This is a genomic window from Enterococcus diestrammenae, from assembly GCF_049384045.1.
Taxonomy (GTDB): Bacteria; Bacillota; Bacilli; order Lactobacillales; family Enterococcaceae; genus Enterococcus_C; species Enterococcus_C diestrammenae.
This window is the reverse complement of the sequence record NZ_JBMRGR010000043.1, coordinates 1-1,018: the sequence shown is the minus strand read 5'-3', so window position 1 is coordinate 1,018 and position 1,018 is coordinate 1. Positions and strand designations below refer to the sequence as shown.

Genomic DNA, 1,018 nt, shown 5'->3' with positions numbered 1-1,018 from the left:
GAAGCTGCTGAAAATCTCTAAGAATTATGTTTCTAATTTTAAATGATAGACAAAAAAATAGGACTTCAATTCAATTTTGACGAATTGAAGTCCTATTTTTTGTGTATTATTCGTCCATTAGCGTTAAAATCCTTTTTAAATTTACAACAAATAGTGTGGTGGCAGCTTGAATATTCATGCCAAACAAACCGTCACTTTTATTAGTTCCAAAACCGTGGCGGTTTTTGATTTCACTATTCTTCGCTTCAATCATGTATCGGTTTCTGGAAAGCTTTTTAAATCGTTCTGTTTTTTCAAAATGCATTTGTTCCTGATGAAGTTCAGACTTGATAGAGATAGAATACGTTTTTGATTTTGCCTCATTTTTATAACAATTTTCTCTTATCAGGCATCTTTTGCATTTTTCAACATCAAAGTAGTACGTTATCGTCTGATTAGTATTTTGATCTTTCTTGCCTTGTTTTGCTTTCCTTGACGCCATTTCTCCTGCAGGACAGACCATCATTCCAGCATCTTTATTAAATTCAAAGCCGTCATTTTTATCTCTAAAGCCTTTGGAAACAGCTGGTACCAGCTTCGCGACAAGAGTGATCTCTTTTTTGTTCGTATATTTAAGATTGTCTTTTCCAGAGTATGCCGCGTCTCCCAAAACTGTTTCAACTTTTATTCCATTTGCTTCACTTTTTTCAATTAAATTAGCGAGATACTTTCCGTCAGATTTTTCGCCAGTAGTAACTACAGCAGCAGTTACAATACGATTATCATCCATTGCGATATGTGTTTTATATCCAAAAAAAGCAGTATCTTTTGTTTTGTGTCCAATTTTTGCATCATGATCCATTGTACTTTTCATATGTTCTAGATCATCTTCAATAGTTTCCTCTAACAAATTCATGCTTTCTTTTATTCCAGGAATCAATGAAACCTTTGGTTCTTTTTCAAGAACGTGAAGCAAATCATTTGAATAACGTAACTCTTCTTTCAGCTCCGTTCCAGTGTATTTAGTCGGTAATTTATT

The 1,018-nt window shown here is 33.5% G+C and carries 1 protein-coding gene; it reads right to left on the bottom strand.

What is annotated here, in order from left to right; translation table 11 throughout:
• Positions 1 to 106: 106 nt before the first annotated feature.
• On the bottom strand, positions 107 to 1,018 hold a 912-nt coding region (locus ACO03U_RS13720), incomplete at its 5' end, for a transposase (protein ID WP_204688055.1).